Origin of the sequence: Streptomyces phaeofaciens, from assembly GCF_014648915.1 — a bacterium.
Lineage (GTDB): Bacteria > Actinomycetota > Actinomycetes > Streptomycetales > Streptomycetaceae > Streptomyces > Streptomyces phaeofaciens.
In genome coordinates this window covers 54,868-71,922 of the sequence record NZ_BMSA01000031.1, presented here as the reverse complement: position 1 = coordinate 71,922, position 17,055 = coordinate 54,868, and the positions used below count along the sequence as shown (strand labels likewise).

Below are 17,055 nucleotides of genomic sequence, written 5' to 3'. Positions count from 1 at the left end.
CCGCCCCGCGTCCGGCTGCCCGCACCGCGTCCCGCTCACGCCCCGCCAGGGCTCACGTCTCGGTCCGGTACATCAAGTCCGTCTCGTGGGTGACGAATCCCAGCCGCTCGTACACCGACACCGCCGCCTTGTTGTCGGCGTCGACGTACAGCATCGCGGTCGGCAGCCGCTGACCCGCGAGATGCCGGAGGCCGATGGTGGTGAGGGACTTGCCGAGTCCGCCGCCCTGGGCGCCGGGGGAGACGCCGAGGACGTAGACCTCGCCGAGCTGCTCCTCGGCGTGGACCTTGGTCCAGTGGAAGCCCACGAGCCGGTCGTCCTGGAACGCGAGGAAGAAGCCGGCGGGGTCGAACCACGGCTCGGCCTTGCGGTCGTCGAGGTCGCGCTGGGTGAGGGAGCCCTGTTCCGGGTGGTGGGCGAAGGCGGCGGCGTTGACGGAGAGCCAGGCGGTGTCGTCCTGGCCGGGCACGAAGGCGCGGACGGTGACGCCCATCGGCAGCACCGGGTCGGGCAGGTCGAGGCCGGTCAACGGCCGACGCATCTGGCGCAGTTCACGGAAGAGGGTCAGTCCCAGCACCTGGGCGAGGTGCCGGGCGGCGGAATGGCCGCCGTGGGCCCACACCCGCAGCCGCTTGCCGGAGGCGGCGAGCAGTGCGGAGCCGAGGGCGCGACCGTGCCCGTGGCCCCGGTAGGAGGGGTGGACGACGAGTTCGGCGGCGGGCGCCTCGACCGGGTCGGTGTCCTCCAGCTGGGCGTAGCCGATGAGTTCGCCGCCGACGGTCAGCAGCAGATGGGAGATGCCCTCGCGGGGGCCGCCACGCAGTTGGAGCCGGCCCTGTTCGGACACGGCCTGCTGGCCGTCGGTCCGGGCGGCTTCCGCGAGCAGTTCGAGGACGGCCTCGGTCTGTTCGGAGGAGAGCGCGGATTGGGTCTCGATGGATCGGGAGCCGTGGGCCCGTGCGATGTCGTCGCTGCTCATGGGAACGAGGGTAGACGGCGGGCGGCACAAATCGGCGGCATGGTGAATGAGCAGCGGAAAGGCAAAGCAGGGGACAAAGGGAAACCAGGATGTAACCAAGAACCCCCTGTCGTGCTACGCGCGTTGACTCTAGGCTGCGCCGGACGGGGCCGATTCCTCACACGCCTCACGGGGACCGCGATGCCGGCCCGGAGGACGCAGACACCACAGGGGGGCGCATGCCAGCCACTTCCCAGCCGCATCCGAGCGGCAGACGTCGTACGTACCGTCTTGTCGCGGTCGCCGCGGGGCTCGCCACCGCAGGCGCCATGGCCGCCGCACTCCCGGCGGACGCCCACGACGCGAAGCACTCCAAGCCGCTGCCGAGCCGCTACCAGGACGTGCAGCTGCTGTCCTTCAACGACCTGCACGGCAACCTCGAGCCGCCGTCCGGCTCCTCCGGCCGGGTCACCGAACTCCAGGCGGACGGCACGACGAAGACGATCGACGCGGGTGGTGTCGAGTACCTCGCGACGCACCTGCGCGAGGCGCGCCAGGGCAACCCGTACTCCATCACCGCGGCCGGCGGCGACATGGTCGGCGCCTCCCCGCTGATCTCGGGCCTCTTCCACGACGAGCCCACCATCGAGGCGCTGAACAAGCTGGACCTGGACGTCACGTCCGTCGGCAACCACGAGTTCGACGAGGGCGCCAAGGAACTGACGCGCCTTCAGTACGGCGGCTGCCACCCGACGGCCGGCTGCTACACGGACAAGAAGTTCAAGGGCGCCGACTTCCCGTACCTGGCGGCCAACGTCCTCAAGGAGAAGAGCGGCAAGCCGGTCCTCGACCCCTACTGGGTGTGGAAGAAGAACGGCGTCAAGATCGGCTTCATCGGTGTGACGCTGGAGGACACCCCGGGTGTCGTCTCCGCCGAGGGCGTCAAGGGCCTGAAGTTCAAGGACGAGGTCGAGACGATCAACAAGTACGCCAAGGTGCTGGAGCGCCAGGGCGTGAAGTCGATCGTGGCGCTGATCCACGAGGGCGGTCTGCCCGCGTCGGGGTCGTACAACTACAACTGCGACTCGCCGGGCGCCGGTGCCGGCATCTCCGGTCCGATCGTGGACATCGCGAAGAACGTCACGCCGAAGGTCGACGCGCTCGTCACCGGCCACACGCACGCCGCGTACGCGTGCACGATCAACGACCCGTCGGGCAAGCCGCGCACGGTCACCTCGGCCGCGTCCTTCGGCCGCCTCTACACGGACACCACACTGACCTACGACCGCTTCACGGGTGACATCGCCCGTACGGCGGTGAAGTCGGCGAACCACGTGGTCACCCGGACCGTCGCCAAGGCGCCCGACATGACCGAGCTGATCAGCAAGTGGAACACGCTGGCGGCCCCCATCGGCAACCGCGCGATCGGCTACATCTCCGGTGACGTGCCCAACACGGGCACCGAGTCCCCGATGGGCGACCTGATCGGCGACGCGCAGTTCTGGTACGGCAAGCAGCTGGACGCCGGGACCGACCTCGCGCTGATGAACCCGGGCGGTGTCCGGGCCGGCCTCACCTACGCGGCCAAGGGCACCGAGGGCGACGGCGTGGTGACCTACGCCGAGGGCTTCACCGTGCAGCCGTTCTCCAACACCGTGAACCTCCAGGACTTCACCGGCGCCCAGCTGATCCAGGTGCTCAAGGAGCAGGTGAGCGGGACGAACGCGAGCGCGCCGAAGATCCTCCAGCCGTCCGCCAACCTGACGTACACGCTGGACCTGACGAAGGCCGGCGCCGACCGGGTCGTCACGGACTCCATCAAGCTGAACGGCGCGGCCGTCGACCCGGCCGCCACCTACCGTGTCGCGACCAACAGCTTCCTCGCGGGCGGCGGCGACGGCTTCACCACCCTGGGCCTGGGCACCAACGACCTCGTGGGCGCCGACGACCTCACGGCCCTGGAGCAGTACCTGACGGCCAACTCCTCGGCCACCGCCCCGATCGCCCCGCCGGTCACCAACCGGATCACGATCGTGCAGTAGCACCCAGCACCCTCAGCTCCACGCACGAACGAGGCGGCCGCGTCACCGACGCGGCCGCCTCTTCGTATTAAAACCTGTGTGAGTCCGCCATTGGTTCCCGTCATCGCCTGAAAACCGGTCTCAGTCGCAATTCATCGAGGTCTCAGCGGAATCGGCCTTTTCCGTGTCTGGCGTCCCGTAGTGTTTTCCATGTCGAAAGCGAACGACGCGAAAGCGAACAGAGCGAACCGGACGAACGGAGAACGCCATGAGCTTCCACAAGATCACCCCCGTCAAGAAGGCCCGCAAGACCGCCGCTGCCCCGGCGCCGAAGCCCGTCGCCAAGAAGAAGGCCGCGCCGAGCGTCACTCCGAAGCGCCGCCCGGTCTCCCATAAGGGCTGACATTCGCTTCGGGGCTGTTGCAAACCCCGCATGAATAAAGAGCACGTAATCACCGGCTGATAAATGGAGAGGTAATTCCCATGAGCTTCCACAAGATTGCCCCCGTGAAGAAGGCCCGCAAGACCGCCGCCGCGCCGGCGCCGAAGCCCGTCGCGAAGAAGAAGGTTGCGCCGAAGGCCGCCCCGAAGCGCCGCCCGGTCGGGCACCAGGGCTGACGGGACGCCACGAGGCGGGGTCACCGGCACCGGCGTGAAGACGCGCGGGCCGGGGCCCCGCCTCGGCCATGTCCGACGCACCACCGAGAGACGAGAGGGTTGTCGACGATGAGGGAAGCCCGTGCGGCCTTCCGCCGCTTCTGGCCGCTGACCCGCGGCGACCGCGGCTGGATGCTGGTCGTCGTGGCCTGCGTGGTGGTCTCCGCGCTCGCCGAGACCGCCGCCATCCTGCTGTTCGCCCACCTCACCGACACCGCCCTCCAGGAGGGTTCGCTCTCCGCGTTCTGGGGACCGGCCGGCGCCTGGCTGGGCGTCGCCGTGCTCGGCGCGCTCGTCGGCTACCTGGGCAACTCGCTGGCGACCTGGACCGCCGAACGCTTCGTCCTGCGGCTGCGCGCGAACGTGTTCCGTCATGTCCAGGACCTGCCACCCCACTTCTTCCAGCGCCACCGCCGCGGCGACCTGGTGGAACGCCTCACCGGAGACGTCGAGGCGATCGAGCAGATGGTCGTCTCCGGGGTGGTGGGCACCATCTCGGCGGCCTTCTCCGCCGTGTTCTACTCCGCGGCCGCCCTGTACCTGCGCTGGGACCTGGCCCTGGCCACCTTCGTCCTCGCCCCGCTCTTCCTCCTCGCCGCCCGCCGCTTCTCCGGCCGCATCAGGCAGGCCGCGCAGGACGAGCGGGTCGCGGACGGCGCCATCACCTCCGTGGTGGAGGAGTCGCTGGGGAACGTCGTCCTCACCCAGGCGTACAACCGCCGCCGCGACGAGGAACGGCGCCTGGACCGCGAGGCCCGCGCCTGGATGCGGGCCAGTGTGCGCGGGGCGCGCCTCGGCGAGATGTACGAGCAGTTCGTGGAGGTCGTCGAGACCCTCTGCGTGCTGGCGGTCGTCGGGCTCGGCGTCTGGGAGATCTCGGCCGGCCGTATGACCCTGGGCGCGCTGCTCGCCTTCGCCGCGTTCATCGGCTACCTCTACCCGCCGGTCCGCAGCCTCGGCGGGCTGGGCCTGACGGTCACCGCGGCCACCGCGGGCGCGGACCGCATCGCGGAGATCCTGGACGCGGAGCCCGCCGTACGGGACCCCGCCGTACCGGTGCCCGCCTGGCCGGTCCGGGGCTGGATCGGCTGCCACGACGTCACCTTCGGCTACCCGCAGGACCCCGACCCCTCGCGCCCCTCCCGCCCCTCTCGCCCCTCTCTTGAAGGGGTGACCTTCACCGCCGGTCCCGGCGAGCTGATCCTGGTCACGGGCCCGAGCGGCGCCGGCAAGTCCACCCTGTCCAAGCTCCTCACCCGCTTCTACGACCCCGACGGCGGCGTGATCAGCCTCGACGGCGTGCCGCTGACGGACGTACCGCTGGAGTTCGTCCGCGAGAACGTGGCGCTGCTGCCGCAGCAGACGCTCGTCCTCAGCGGCACCATCCGCGAGAACATCGGGTGCGGCCGGCCGGGCGCGACGGACACCGAGATCGAGGAGGCCGCGCGGGCCGCCGCGGCCCACGCGTTCATCGGCGCGCTCCCCGAGGGTTACGACACCCGGATCGCGCCCGGCACCGCCGCCCTGTCCGGCGGCCAGCTCCAGCGGATCGGCATCGCCCGCGCGATGCTGCGCGCCGCCCCGGTCCTCGTCCTCGACGAACCCACCGCCGGCCTCGACTCGGTGGCTGCCCGTCAGATCGTGCGGCCCCTGCGGCGGCTGATGTCGGGCCGTACGACGATCATGATCACCCATGATCTGAGCCTCGCCCCCGACGCGGACCGTGTGCTGGTCGTGGACGGCGGCCGTCTGGTCGACACGGGCACGCACGACGAACTGGTGGGCCGCTGCCCGGCGTACGCGCGGCTCGCCGAACCGTGGCCGCGCCCACGGCCGTCGACGGCGAGGGCGACGGCGACGGCGACGGCGAGGTACGAAGGACCGGCCGACGACACCCTCGTGCTACGGCTGTGAGGACCCGCGCAGGATGTACCCGAGCCCCCGCACGGTCTGGATCAGCCGTGGTTCGCCGCGGTGCTCCAGCTTCCGGCGCAGGTACATCACATACACGTCGAGCGTGTTGGAGACCGGCTCGAAGTCGAAGCCCCAGACCTCCTTGAGGATCTGGGAGCGGCTGAGCACCTTGGCCGGGTGGCGCAGCAGGTACTCCAGCAGGGAGTACTCGGTGCGGGTGAGGTCCAGGGGGCGGTTGCCGCGGGTGACCGTGCGGGTGGCCGGGTCCATGACGACGTCCTGGAAGGCCAGCGGCCCGGGGGCCGTCGCGGCTGGCGGGGGCGGCAGCCGGCGCGCGGTCCGGCGGAGCAGGGCCCGGACCCGGGCGAGGAGTTCCTCCACGGCGAACGGTTTCATCAGGTAGTCGTCCGCGCCGTTGTCGAGGGCGACGATCCGGTCCCCGACGGCGTCCCGGCCCGTGATCATCAGGATCGGCACGGTGCAGCCGGAGGCCCGGATCCGCCGGGTCGCGGCCAGCCCGTCGAGGCCGGGCATGGTGACGTCCATCAGGACCAGGTCGGGGGCGCCGTCGGGGGCGCCGACCAGGTCGAGGGCGAGGTGTCCGTCGGCGGCGAGGAGGGTCTCGTACCCCTCGAACCTGAGGAGCCGGCCGATGCCCTCCCGCACGTCCCGGTCGTCGTCGGCGAGCAGGATCCTGCCCGCCGTGCTCGTTCCCGCCCCGGCCGTCCCCGTCCCGTTCCGCTGTGCCGTCTGATTCACCATCCCTTCACGGTGGGGCGGGGGACTGTGCCGGAGCTGGCAGCGGGGTGTGGGTGGGCTGGGATCAGGAGGCCGAGGGCGTCCAGTCGCCCAGCCAGTCCGCGACCTCCTGGCCGGTGGCCTGCGCGTCGGTCAGCTGCGGCCGGTCGGCGCTCGCGGCGCCCGCGCCGGAGCCGGTGTTCCGGTACTCGGCGAACCGGTCGTCCTTCCAGGAGAAGCCGCCCATGTCCGACCACGGGGTCGGCCTGATCGCTGCGCCGAGCGTGCTGTCGCGGACGGTGGTCTGCGGGTCGACGGTCGTGTCGCCGCCCGGGTGCCAGTTGCGCCCGAGGAAGAACGAGGCCGCGCTCACGTCACCGGTGATCGTCGACCGGTTGATGAGGATGCCCTTGCGGCCCGCGGGGGTGCTCGGCGCGGTGACGTAGCCGGCGGAGGTGCCGTTCCAGCGCTTCTTCAGCGTGATCACGGACTTGTCGACGACCACCGTGGCCCGGCCGAAGATGAAGTCGACGTTCCCGGTGATGTACGAGTTGCTGATGTGGACCCGGCCGAGCTTGTCCTTGGCGGCGGTCTCCAGTTCCAGGGTGTCCTGGTCGCCGTTGACGATGACCCCGTCGAGGACGATCCGGTCGGCCTGCGTCAGCAGCGCCACCGCCTGGTTCGCGATGTCCTGGTGCCGGGACTCGTCGAAGTCGTTGGTGATCGTGAGATTGCGGATCTGGGAGTCGTCCGACTGCACGGACACGGTGGCGCTGCCCGGGGTGCCGTACGTCCCCGACCCGTCGGGCCTGGTCATACCGGCGGCGTTGCCGTACACGATCGTGGTGTCCTTGCGGCTGCCGCCCGAGCCCTGGATGGTGACGTGCGGCTTGTTCGCGGGCACCTTCACGACCTCGCGGTACGTTCCCGGCTTGACGGAGACGATCACCCGCGAGGGGTTGTTCGCGGGTACGGCGTCCACGGCGGCCTGCACGGTCCGGTACTGGCCGCTGCCGTCGGCGGCGACGGTGAGCGTCGTGGCCGCGGCCGCCCTGGTGGTCGCCGCCGTCGTCCCCAGCGTGCCGCGCGGTCCGGCACCCGACTTGAGGAGGGCGGGCACGTCGGCGGCCTTGTCGAGGGTGTAGCCGTAGAAGGTCTTCGGGTCGAAGGCCGTGCCGCCGCTCTCGTTGCGTCCGGTCGTCCCGGCGAAGGTGTTGCCCCGCTGCACGATGGTCGCGGTGCTGTCCTTGATGACCGGGTTGTTGACGCCCTGGAAGTAGGAGTTCTCCAGGACCATCTTCGTCGCGCCGCGCGAGTAGTTGCCGTACGAGGACGTGATGGCGGTGCCCGCCACGTCCTCCAGGAAGTTGTTGTAGAGGTGGGCGTGGGCGGCGTTGTCCGTCGACGGGTTGCGCTGCTCGGTCTCGGAGATCCAGTTGTGGTGGATCGTGATGTCGGTGACGACGTTCGAGGTCCAGCCGATGCCGAAGGCCTTGTTGTCGTTGCTCAGCTTGTTCCAGGACACCGTCACGTCGGTGCTGTCCTTGCGGACGTCGATGAGTCCGTCGGCCATGTGCCGCAGGTCGTTGTGGTCGATCCAGACGTGGTGGGCGCCGTCCATCTGGATCGCGTCGAAGTCGTGGTCCTTGTCGTTCCAGACGCCCTGGTACGCGTCCCGGATGGTCAGGTTCCGGATGATCACGTTGTGGACGCCCTGCCCGAGGAAGAAGCCGCCCCCGACGATGTGCCCCGATGTCCCGGAACCGATGATCGTCTTGTCCGACCGGACCTTGATCTCCTTGCCGACCGGATCCATGGTGATCGTCCCGGCGACGACGATGACGTACGGCTCGTCGGCGGTCGCGTACTTCTCCAGATCGGCGAGCGTCCGCACCGTCACGGTCGCGCCGTCCCGGCCGCCGTACGTCCCCTTCTGCCCCAGCGCGTCGACCGAGGCGAAGCCGTCGGCGGTGGCGGTCGCCCAGGCGGGGGCGGCGGTGGCCGCGGAGGCGCTCTCCTGCGTGCCGATCCCGAACACCGACCCGTAGGCCAGCGCACCGGCGGCCGTCAGGGCCAGCGGTACGCCGACCACGAGCGCGGTTCTGCGCCTGCGGTGCCGGGGCCGGGACGTGCGGGCGATGTCGCTCATCGATGAGGTTCCGTTCCGTGGAGGGGACCACCCGTGGGGGGTGCGGGTCACGGGATGGTCGCCGCACGGAACGGAAAGGTTGCCGGGATCCCCTACGGCGTCTCGGGCGGAGGCGTCGGAGCCCCCGGCAGCCGTACGGTCGCCACCGTGCCGCCGCCGTTCGCGCGGGCCAGGGTGATCCGGCCGCCGGCCTGCTCCACGGTCCGGGCGACGATCGACAGACCGAGACCGGACCCGGGGAGGGCGCGGGCGCTCGGCGAGCGCCAGAACCGGTCGAAGACATGCGGGAGTTCGTCCTCGGGGATACCGGGGCCGTGATCGCGCACGGTCAGCACGCCACCGCTCAGCCGCACGTCGATCGCGCCGCCCTCGGGACTGAACTTCACCGCGTTGTCCAGGATGTTGACCACCGCGCGCTCCAGCGCGGCCGGCTCCGCCCGGGTGAACCAGGGCTCGACGTCGGCGGTGATGGTCAGCTCCGGGCCGCGCAGCCGGGCCCGGCGCAGGGCCGACTCGACGGTGTCCTCCAGGGAGACCACCTGCACGCGTTCACCGCGCTGGCCCTCCGAGCGGGACAGCTCCTGAAGGTCGCCGATGAGCGACGCCAGCTCTGTCATCTGTGCCTTCACCGACGCGAGCAGCGCCTTGCGGTCCGCCTCCGGGATCGGCCGGCCCGTCTCCTCGCTCCGGGTGAGCAGCTCGATGTTCGTCCGCAGCGAGGTGAGGGGCGTACGGAGTTCGTGCCCGGCGTCGGCGATCAGCTGCTGCTGCAACTCGCGGGAGTTGGCCAGGGAGGCGGTCATCGAGTTGAAGGAACGGGAGAGGCGGGCGATCTCGTCCTCGGAGTCCTCCTCCACGGGGATCCGTATGCGGAGGTCCTCCGTCCGGGCCACATGCTCGACCGCCTCGGTCAGCTTGTCGACGGGCCGCAGCCCGGCACGCGCCACCGCCAGGCCGGCGGCACCCGCACCGAGGACACCGATACCGGAGACGAGGAGGAGGATGAGGGCGAGGTCGTTGAGGGTGGACTGGGTGTTCTTGAGGGGGACCGCGATGAGCAGTGCGGTGTCGGGGTAGAGCTGCGGCGGGCTGCCCATGCCCTGGCTGACCACCAGGGGCACGGTGAGCACCCGTACGGCGTTGCCGTCGGTGTCGGTGCCGTTGCGGGTGATGCCTCGGTCGACGATTCTCTTGCTGCTGTTCGCGTTCTTGATGACGTTCTTGTCGGCACCGGCGACCTTGACCGTGCCCGCCGAGTCCGACGAGACACAGGGCGTGCCGTCCGCCTTGACCAGCTGGAGGTAGACGTTCTGGGTGCGCAGGTCGCCGAAGCCCGCCTGGCCGGACTGGTCCGACTGATCGTTCTGGACCTTCTGGGGGCAGGCGTCGAGGAGCGCCACGACCCGGTCGTAGCGCTGCGGCTGCGACATCTTCTCGAGGTCCGCGTTGACCTGCTCGTACAGCTTCCCCTGCACGATGAACCAACACGTCACCGAAACCGCCGCCACCGCGAAAGCCACAGCGGCAGCGACGAGCATCGACAGCCGTGCCCTGATCGGCAGCGTCCGGAACCGCCGGCCGAGCCTGCTCACTCCGCGCCGCCCTGCCGCAGCACATACCCCACGCCCCGCACCGTGTGCACGAGGCGCGGTTCGCCGCCCGCCTCGGTCTTGCGCCGCAGGTACATCACGTAGACGTCCAGCGAGTTCGACGACGGCTCGAAGTCGAAGCCCCAGACCGCCTTCAGGATCTGCTCACGGGTCAGCACCTGGCGGGGGTGGGCCATGAACATCTCCAGGAGGGTGAACTCCGTGCGGGTCAGCTCCACCGGGCGCCCGCCGCGTGTCACCTCCCGGGTCGCCAGGTCCATCCGCAGGTCGGCGAAGGTGAGCGCCTCGTCCTCCTCCACCGCCGCCGCCCCGGCCGCCGCCGCGTAGGAGCTGCGCCGGAGCAGCGCGCGGACCCGGGCGAACAGCTCGTCCAGTTCGAAGGGCTTGACCAGGTAGTCGTCGGCGCCCGCGTCGAGCCCGGTGACCCGGTCGCCGACCGTGTCACGGGCCGTCAGCATCAGGATCGGCGTGGTGTCGCCCGCCCCGCGGATGCGGCGCGCGGCGGTGAGGCCGTCCATGCGGGGCATCTGGATGTCCAGGACCACCAGGTCGGGGTGGTAGGCCGTCGCCTTCTCCAGGGCGTCGGCACCGTCGACCGCGACCTCCGTGTCGTAGCCCTCGAAGGCGAGGCTGCGCTGGAGGGCTTCGCGCACCGCCGGCTCGTCGTCGACGATCAGGATGCGCTGGGTGTCACGGTCGCCTTCGGCGGTGCTCATGGCGTGGATTCCTCGGGTGCGGTGGGACGGCGGAGGCTGCGGTCGGGTGACCGCCTTCAGCCTCGCACGGTTCCCGGCGGGCGCGTACGGACGAGCTGGGTGAGATCAGCCGCGCATCGCGGTGAGGCGGTTCAGCGGGACCTTGCGGCGGTGCGGGCGGGCCGTGCCGGTGCGCAGGCCCATCATCTGGGGTGCGGCCACCTCGGGTGCGCGGGCCGAGGTCACCGGAGCGTGCAGCTCGTACGCCACGCCGAGGGCCAGGCCGAGGTCGGCCGCGCCGACGCCGGTCACGGAGTGCGAAACCTGCTTGATCATGACGTGCTCCCCTGTTCGCCGGTGGATGTTCAGCTGTCGGAGCCGCCGGCCCGCAAGGTGGCCAGGTCGGACTTGACGGTGTTGATCGGGATGGCGAAGCCGAGGCCGACGCTGCCGGCGTCCGAGGACGAGTCGGAGGCGGCCGAGTACATCGCGGAGTTGATGCCGATGATGTTGCCGCCCGCGTCGATGAGCGCGCCGCCGGAGTTGCCGGGGTTGAGGGACGCGTCGGTCTGGAGCGCCTTGTAGGTGGTGGTCGAGGTGCCGGTGTCGCCGTTGAACTGCTGGCCGCCGAACTCGAACGGCCAGCCGCCGCTTCCGCCCTGCTGTTGCTGTTGCTGCTGCTGGCCCTCGTCGGTGGACACGGTCACGTCCCGGTCGAGGGCGGAGACGATGCCGCTGGTCACGGTGCCGGTGAGGCCTTCGGGGGAGCCGATGGCGACGACGGTGTCACCGACCTGGACGCCGTCGGAGTTGCCGAGGGTGGCCGCCTTCAGGCCGGAGGCGTTCTCCAGCTTGATCAGCGCGAGGTCCTTCTTGCTGTCCGTGCCGACGACCTGCGCGGTGTACGACTTGCCGTCGCTGGTCGTCACCTTGATCGAGGAGGCGCCGGAGATGACGTGGTTGTTGGTGATGATCTCGCCGCCGCTGGTGATGATCACACCGGAGCCGGTGGAGGAGCCGTTGCTGAGCGTGGCGCTGACCTCGACGACGCTCGGGCTGACCGCCGCGGCGATCGTGGCCACGTCACCGGTCTTGCTGGACGGCACCACGCTGGTCGTGGTGGAGGAGGAGACCACCTCGTTCTTGCCGGTCAGCTCCTGGATGCCGTAGGCCGTGCCGCCGCCGATGGCCGCGGCGACGATCGCCACGGCGGCCAGCAGCGCGAGCGGGCCCTTGGTGCGCTTCTTCTTCCCGGGCGCGGGCTCCGGGGCCACGGCGGTGAGGAGAGCGGTCCCGCCGCCGATGCCGTCCCCGGCGCCGCCGGCCGCCGGCGCCGGGTGCGCCTGCCACACCGCGGTGGGCTCGACGGCCGGCTGCTGCGCCGTGTGCGGTATCGGCTGCTGCGGGAAGGGCTGCTGCGTCGACTGCTGCCGGACCGGCTGGGGGGTGACCGGCTCGTACGCCGGCGGGGGCGGCCACTCCGGGTTCACCGGGGTGGAAGCGTGCTGCTGGGCGCCCTGGTACGGGTTCTCGTGGTTCTCGTACTCGCCGCTGCGGCGGAAGCTCTCGGTCATGCCAAGAAGCTTGGACGCCGACCATGAGAGCTCCCTGAGTGCTCCCTGAGAAGCCCGCCAGAACCTCGTATGCCCGATATAAAGACGGTCCTCGCAGCTCGGCGTGGTCTCTCAGAGAAGGTTCATGGACCCTTCCGAACGGTTACGCACAGCCACAGGAGTGCCGCACCACCAGGCGCGAGGGGAACACCTTCAGCCGCTCGCGGCGCGAGCCGGTGACCCGCACGCCGTCGTCCAGCACCAGATCCACCGCCGCGCGGGCCATCGCCGAGCGGTCCGATGCGATCGTTGTCAGCCGGGGGTCGGCGAGGCCCGCTTCCTTGATGTCGTCGAAGCCGATGACCGCCAGCTCGCCCGGCACGTCGATGCGCAGCTCGCGCGCCGCGCGCAGCAGGCCGATCGCCTGGTCGTCGGTGGAGCAGAAGATCGCGGGCGGCCGGTCGGGGCCCGCCAGCAGGTCGAGGGCGACCCGGTAGGCGTCGTAGCGGTTGTACGGCGCCTCGAACAGCCGGCCCTCGGTGCTCAGGCCGGCCTCGGCCATCGCGCGCCGCCAGCCCTCGACGTGGTCGGAGACCGGGTCGCCGACGGAGGGGGTGTCGGCGGTGCCGCCCATGCAGGCGACGTATTCGTAGCCGTGTTCCAGGAGGTGGCGGACGGCGAGCTGGGCGCCGCCCAGGTCGTCCGTGACGACGGCGACGTCGTCGATGGCCTCGGGCCGCTCGTGCAGCAGCACCACCCGGGCGTCCCAGGCCTCGATCTCGGCGGCGGCCAGGTCGTTCAGCGCGTGGCTGACGAGGATGAGGCCGGAGACCCGCATGCCGAGGAACGCCCGCAGATAGTGGACCTCGCGCTCGCCGATGTAGTCGGAGTTGCCGACCAGCACCATCTTTCCGCGCTCGGACGCGGCCTGTTCGACGGCGTGCGCCATCTCCCCGAAGAAGGGCTGGCGGGCGTCCGGGACGATCAGGCCTATGAGATCGGTGCGCCGCGACGCCATCGCCTGGGCGACCCGGTCCGGTCGGTACCCCAGTTCCTTGATCGCCGCGAGGACACGCTCGCGCGTGGCCGGTGCGACCGGCCGGGGTCCGTTGTTGATGACATAGCTGACTACGGCGGTGGATGTCCCCGCCAGCCGAGCTACGTCATCGCGAGTCACCTTGGCCACGCGCGGAGTCTACGCGGATGGACCCGCTCTGGGCAGGGCGTACAGGAGCTTCCCTGTGCGGAAGCGATGCCTCCCCTGAGCGGGTGCCACGGCGTTGCCGTCGGGTACCGGCGGGTACTACGCCTCCGCCGCGACCTCTTCGGCACCCACGGTGGCCGCGTTGTCCGCATCCTCCGTGTTTGCCCGGTCCATCTTGGCCTTGGCCTCGTCACCGCCGCGGTCCGCCTTCTCGGGCGTAACGAATCGATAACCCACGTTCCGGACGGTCCCGATCAGCGACTCGTGCTCCGGGCCGAGCTTGGCCCGCAGCCGCCGTACGTGCACGTCGACGGTGCGGGTGCCGCCGAAGTAGTCGTAGCCCCAGACCTCCTGGAGGAGCTGGGCGCGGGTGAAGACCCGGCCCGGGTGCTGGGCCAGGTATTTCAGGAGCTCGAACTCCTTGAAGGTCAGGTCGAGGACCCGGCCCTTGAGCTTCGCGGAGTAGGTCGCCTCGTCGACCGAGAGGTCGCCGTTGCGGATCTCCATGGGGGAGTCGTCGTTGACGATCTGCTGCCGGCCCATGGCCAGCCGCAGCCGGGCCTCGACCTCCGCCGGACCGGCGGTGTCGAGCAGCACGTCGTCGATGCCCCAGTCGGCGGTGACGGCCGCGAGGCCGCCCTCGGTCACGACCAGGATGAGCGGACAGCCGGGGCCGGTCGAGCGCAGCAGCTGGCACAGGCTGCGCACCTGGGGAAGGTCGCGGCGGCCGTCGATCAGGATGACGTCGGCGCCCGGGGTGTCGACGAGGGCGGGGCCTTCGGCCGGAGCCACGCGCACGTTGTGCAGCAGCAGGCCGAGGGCCGGAAGCACCTCCGTCGACGGCTGGAGAGCGTTGGTCAGGAGCAGCAGAGAACTCATACGTCTGGTTCCTCCTCGGTCCCTGCGAGGACGTTTGCGGCACTGCGGCACTGCGCTGCGTTCCCGGGGCCCGTACACCGGCGGTCACCTGGAGTTTCCCGCTTCGTATACAACGCTTCCGAAAGCACAAAAGGACCCGGGGGCAACGCTGCCCGAGTCCTCTGCCCAGCAGAATAGCCCACATGAGCACGGGTCCGGCAGGTCATACGGCGCGTTCCGCCTACAGTCCACACTCCGAGACGCCCAGAGGTGCACCATTGCGGACGTTTCTGCACACCGCCGACGGTGTGACGATCGATTCCGTATACGACCCGGGTGCGGTCGTATACGACACCCGCACGCCACCCTCCGGACGCCCGGTGTTCGTCGTGGCACACGGCTTCACGGGCGACGCCGACCGCCCGCACGTCCGCCGGGTGGCGGAGGCCCTCACCCGGTACGGGGGAGTCGTCTCCTTCTCCTTCCGCGGCCACGGCCGCTCCGGCGGGCGCTCCACGGTCGGCGACCGCGAGGTGCTCGACCTCGACGCGGCGGTGGCGTGGGCGCACGAGCTCCACCCCCACGTGCGCGTGGTCACCGTCGGGTTCTCCATGGGCGGCTCGGTCGTGCTGCGGCACGCGGCCCTGCACCCGGGCACGGTCGACGCCGTCGTCTCGGTGAGCGCGCCCGCCCGCTGGTACTACCGGGGCACCGCCCCCATGCGCCGGCTGCACTGGCTGATCACCCGCCCCGCGGGCCGGCTGGTCGGCCGCTACGGCTTCCGCACCCGGATCCACCACCGGGACTGGGACCCGGTGCCGCTCTCCCCGACCGAGGCGGTCCCGAAGATCGCCCCCACCCCGCTCCTCATCGTCCACGGCGACCGGGACGGCTACTTCCCGCTCGACCACCCCCGGATGCTCGCCGAGGCCGCCGGTGACCACGCCGAACTCTGGGTGGAGCCCGGCATGGGCCACGCCGAGCACGCGGCCGACGACGGCCTGCTGGCCCGGATCGGGGACTGGGCGGTCTCCCGGGCGGGCTAGCCTGGGCCCTGTTGACCACCGAAATCGACTTGAGGGACGAGATGGCAAAGGTCACGGTGCGCTACTGGGCGGCCGCCAAGGCCGCGGCCGGTGTCGCCGAGGAGCCGTACGACGCGGCCACGCTCGCCGAGGCACTCGACGCCGCGCGGGAGCGACACCCCGGTGAACTCGCACGTGTCCTGCGGCGATGCTCGTACCTCGTCGACGGTGACCCCGTGGGCACCCGCGAACATGAGACGGTACGGCTGGCCGACGGCGGCACGGTCGAGGTGCTCCCGCCGTTCGCAGGAGGGTGAGAATGACCGACCAGCCGTATCAGCCGTACCAGGGGTACGAGGGGTACGACCCGCACACCGGGCAGCCGCAGCAGGAGCAGCCGCAACAGCGGCAGCAGGCGTGGCCCGGGCAGCAGCAGGGGTACGAGGACCCGCAGGCCCACCTCCAGTACACCCAGCAGTGGCAGGGCCAGACCTGGGAGACCAGCGTCCAGCCGCCCGTCGCCGCGCCGGACCCCGCCGAGACCGCGTATCTGCCCCCGCAGACGGGCCAGGCACCGGTGTACCCGGGGGCCTCGGCCGCGTACGGCGCCCAGCCGCCCCCGGAGAGCCACGCCCCGGCGCCGGCCTGGCAGCAGCAGGCGCAGGCCCCTCAGGCGCAGGCCGCACAGGCCCCCGCCCGGCACGCGGCGCCCTACACGCCGCCCGCGCCGGAACCGGACCCGGCCGACAGCCCGGAGGGGGCCACCGGCTACGGCCGCGCCACCCTCGCCGGGAACGCCCGGATCACCGACGCCCAGCGGGCCCGCCTCGAAGGGCGCTCGCCGATCATCGACCCGGGCATGCAGCCCGCGGCGCTCACCGCACTCCTCGGCCTGCTCCTCTCCGGGACGGCGGCCGTCGGCTCGTACGCCCTGCTCGTCCCGCTCGTCGTGCTCCAGGCGGTCACCGCGGCCGGCTGGTTCCGGCTGAACGGCATGTGGCCGGCCCGGCAGGGCATCGCGCTCGCCTTCCTCGGCGCGCTGGTCTCGGACGTGGCCCTGCTCGTGGCCGGCCGGGAGAACGCGCCCGCGGCGATCCTCGGCACGCTGGGCGTGTGGGTGCTGCTCTGCCTGGTCCTTCAGCTGCGCTCGCACGCCGACCCCGACGAGCGCATGTACGGACTGATGGCGACCGTCGCCTCCTCGGCCCTGGCCGTCCTGGCCACCGGGCACCTGGGCGCCGACCCGGACGCGGTGTCGGTCGGCACGGCCGCGGTCGCCGTGGCCGTCCTGGCCCGGGCGCTGCCGCTGCCCACCCCGGCCTCCGTCGTCGTGGCCCTGCTCGCCGCGGCGGGCGCGGGCATCGCGGTGGGCGGGATGACCGGCATCGGGACGCGGGGCGCGCTGCTCGGCGCGGGTGCCGCGGTGTGCGCCCTGATCGGCCACCGGGTCGCCGCCTACGACTACCCGTCCCGGTTCGTGCACTTCACGGCGGGCGTGGCCCTGCCGCTGGCCGCCGCGGCCCCGGCGGTCTACGTCCTGGGGCGCGCGCTGGCCTAGGGGGCTTTCCCTGAGAGCGTGCCGCCATGAACCGGGGGCGCGCTGATGCGGAACAGAGGGCGTGCGTCGGCGCAACGGCGCGCGCCCTCGTGCGTCGGTCAGGCGTGTCACAGCT

The 17,055-nt window shown here is 71.3% G+C and carries 16 protein-coding genes; 7 read left to right on the top strand and 9 right to left on the bottom strand.

The window, feature by feature from the left end; translation table 11 throughout:
- Window positions 1–52: 52 nt before the first annotated feature.
- Window positions 53–979: a mycothiol synthase gene (mshD, locus tag IE275_RS37435; protein WP_189717124.1), complete on the bottom strand. Its 927-nt coding sequence runs from the start codon at window positions 977–979 to the stop codon at window positions 53–55.
- Between the two features lie 218 nt (window positions 980–1,197).
- Here mshD and IE275_RS37430 point away from each other — a divergent pair, with 218 nt between their 5' ends.
- The 4 genes from IE275_RS37430 (at window position 1,198) to IE275_RS37425 (ending at window position 5,550) form a co-directional block, all read left to right on the top strand.
- Window positions 1,198–3,000 carry a bifunctional metallophosphatase/5'-nucleotidase gene (locus tag IE275_RS37430; RefSeq protein ID WP_189717123.1) on the top strand — a complete coding sequence of 601 codons (1,803 nt, stop codon included), beginning with the start codon at window positions 1,198–1,200 and terminating at the stop codon, window positions 2,998–3,000.
- A 247-nt stretch (window positions 3,001–3,247) separates the two neighbouring features.
- Window positions 3,248–3,382: a hypothetical protein gene (locus tag IE275_RS46920; protein ID WP_268255326.1), complete on the top strand. Its 135-nt coding sequence runs from the start codon at window positions 3,248–3,250 to the stop codon at window positions 3,380–3,382.
- Between the two features lie 80 nt (window positions 3,383–3,462).
- Entirely contained in the window at window positions 3,463–3,597 is a 135-nt protein-coding gene (locus tag IE275_RS46915; RefSeq protein ID WP_268255325.1) for a hypothetical protein, read from the top strand.
- 108 nt (window positions 3,598–3,705) lie between these two features.
- Entirely contained in the window at window positions 3,706–5,550 is a 1,845-nt protein-coding gene (locus IE275_RS37425) for an ABC transporter ATP-binding protein (protein ID WP_189717122.1), read from the top strand.
- Here the strand turns inward: IE275_RS37425 and IE275_RS37420 are convergent.
- The 8 genes from IE275_RS37420 to IE275_RS37385 form a co-directional block, all read right to left on the bottom strand.
- A complete protein-coding gene (locus IE275_RS37420; RefSeq protein WP_189717121.1) occupies window positions 5,539–6,312 on the bottom strand; it encodes a response regulator transcription factor in 774 nt (257 codons plus the stop codon). The two genes, IE275_RS37425 and IE275_RS37420, sit on opposite strands and share 12 nt — an antisense overlap.
- A gap of 61 nt (window positions 6,313–6,373) precedes the next feature.
- The gene (locus IE275_RS37415) at window positions 6,374–8,437 is read right to left on the bottom strand and encodes a pectinesterase family protein (RefSeq protein ID WP_189717120.1); all 2,064 of its coding nucleotides are present in this window, start codon (window positions 8,435–8,437) and stop codon (window positions 6,374–6,376) included.
- A gap of 92 nt (window positions 8,438–8,529) precedes the next feature.
- On the bottom strand, window positions 8,530–9,975 hold the full coding sequence (locus tag IE275_RS37410) for a sensor histidine kinase (RefSeq protein ID WP_189717167.1): 1,446 nt from the start codon (window positions 9,973–9,975) through the stop codon (window positions 8,530–8,532).
- 50 nt (window positions 9,976–10,025) lie between these two features.
- Window positions 10,026–10,763 (bottom strand): response regulator transcription factor, encoded by a 738-nt coding sequence (locus tag IE275_RS37405; protein WP_189717119.1) that lies wholly within the window; start codon window positions 10,761–10,763, stop codon window positions 10,026–10,028.
- 105 nt (window positions 10,764–10,868) lie between these two features.
- Entirely contained in the window at window positions 10,869–11,078 is a 210-nt protein-coding gene (locus IE275_RS37400) for a hypothetical protein (protein WP_189717118.1), read from the bottom strand.
- A gap of 29 nt (window positions 11,079–11,107) precedes the next feature.
- Window positions 11,108–12,316, bottom strand: a complete 1,209-nt coding sequence (locus tag IE275_RS37395; RefSeq protein WP_189717117.1) for a S1C family serine protease — start codon at window positions 12,314–12,316, stop codon at window positions 11,108–11,110.
- Window positions 12,317–12,458: 142 nt separating this feature from the next.
- Window positions 12,459–13,481, bottom strand: coding sequence for a LacI family DNA-binding transcriptional regulator (locus IE275_RS37390; RefSeq protein ID WP_189717116.1), 1,023 nt, complete (start codon window positions 13,479–13,481; stop codon window positions 12,459–12,461).
- Window positions 13,482–13,598: 117 nt separating this feature from the next.
- Complete coding sequence (locus IE275_RS37385; protein WP_189717115.1) at window positions 13,599–14,378, bottom strand: winged helix-turn-helix transcriptional regulator; 780 nt, start codon at window positions 14,376–14,378, stop codon at window positions 13,599–13,601.
- 182 nt (window positions 14,379–14,560) lie between these two features.
- On the opposite strand from IE275_RS37385, the gene IE275_RS37380 reads away from it, so the two are divergent.
- The 3 genes from IE275_RS37380 to IE275_RS37370 are packed head-to-tail and all read left to right on the top strand — an operon-like array spanning window position 14,561 to window position 16,940.
- Window positions 14,561–15,403 (top strand): alpha/beta hydrolase, encoded by an 843-nt coding sequence (locus IE275_RS37380; protein ID WP_189717114.1) that lies wholly within the window; start codon window positions 14,561–14,563, stop codon window positions 15,401–15,403.
- A gap of 41 nt (window positions 15,404–15,444) precedes the next feature.
- Window positions 15,445–15,699: a MoaD/ThiS family protein gene (locus IE275_RS37375; protein ID WP_189717166.1), complete on the top strand. Its 255-nt coding sequence runs from the start codon at window positions 15,445–15,447 to the stop codon at window positions 15,697–15,699.
- A 2-nt stretch (window positions 15,700–15,701) separates the two neighbouring features.
- Complete coding sequence (locus IE275_RS37370) at window positions 15,702–16,940, top strand: hypothetical protein (protein ID WP_189717113.1); 1,239 nt, start codon at window positions 15,702–15,704, stop codon at window positions 16,938–16,940.
- Window positions 16,941–17,055 lie beyond the last annotated feature (115 nt).